1 protein-coding gene is annotated in these 832 nt (G+C 32.7%); it reads left to right on the top strand.

Annotation, left to right across the window (positions count from 1 at the left end; genetic code table 11):
- Positions 1-270: 270 nt before the first annotated feature.
- A complete protein-coding gene (locus Q5O30_RS07435) occupies positions 271-810 on the top strand; it encodes a hypothetical protein (RefSeq protein ID WP_021953125.1) in 540 nt (179 codons plus the stop codon).
- Positions 811-832: the final 22 nt, after the last annotated feature.

The following is an 832-nucleotide window of genomic DNA, read 5'->3' as shown; positions in this document are numbered from 1 at the left end:
TGTAGATATTAGAAGATGAGGAAATAGAAGGACACGTAATATGGGCACTAAGTAACTATAGGAAAAGTGAAGTGTATGAAATAATGCAAAAATATACAGATCATCCCAGAAAATGGATTAGGGACATAGCTATAAAATATGTGGTTAAATATGAAAAAACAATTCGGTTATAAAATAACAGCTTAATTGAAACAGGAATGTTTTTCACGGAAAAATCCAACAGGAAACTACATATAGCAGTGCAGCACCTTATTAAAGGAGAAATTTTATATGAGAAAAAAGGAATTGGATGGTGTTATATATGAATTAGAGGACATTAGAAAAAAATATGAAGATAAGTACGAAGAGTTAATTAATGAAACTGACATGAAGTGTAAGAGAAAAGAATACTGGAAAGGGGGAAACATGCTTCATACGGGAGCGTATTGTCCAAGTAAAACCGTTGATATGATATGTGGAAATGTAAGTAGGGGAAAACGTGTTAGAAAAGAAGCAAAAGTTGGATACACGTACTTTTTTGATGATAATGACTTACTGATAAGAGCTGATAGTAAAGATGAAAGCTATGAAAGTATAAAAAAAATGGTGGAAGAAAGGGGTGAAGAAATCTTTCCCTGCAGGGAGTTTATTTTTTACACAAGTAATGAAATGCATACGGTAAAATTTGGTTATGGGGGAGGGGAAAACGAAGTAGAAGATGTCTCTAAGTGTATTTATAAAGACGGATATCTACAGGAGTATATTTTATACATAAACATATTGGACGAAAACAAAGGGACAATTGAAGGGGAGCGATATATATTCAGGTAATAGAATAAGTGCAGTTGTAATG

The sequence above is a fragment of the Eubacterium sp. CAG:161 genome (assembly GCF_000432355.1).
Classification (GTDB): domain Bacteria; phylum Bacillota; class Clostridia; order Lachnospirales; family Lachnospiraceae; genus Eubacterium_G; species Eubacterium_G segne.
The sequence above is the reverse complement of the archived record's forward strand: the minus strand, read 5'-3'. Positions and strand labels throughout refer to the sequence as shown.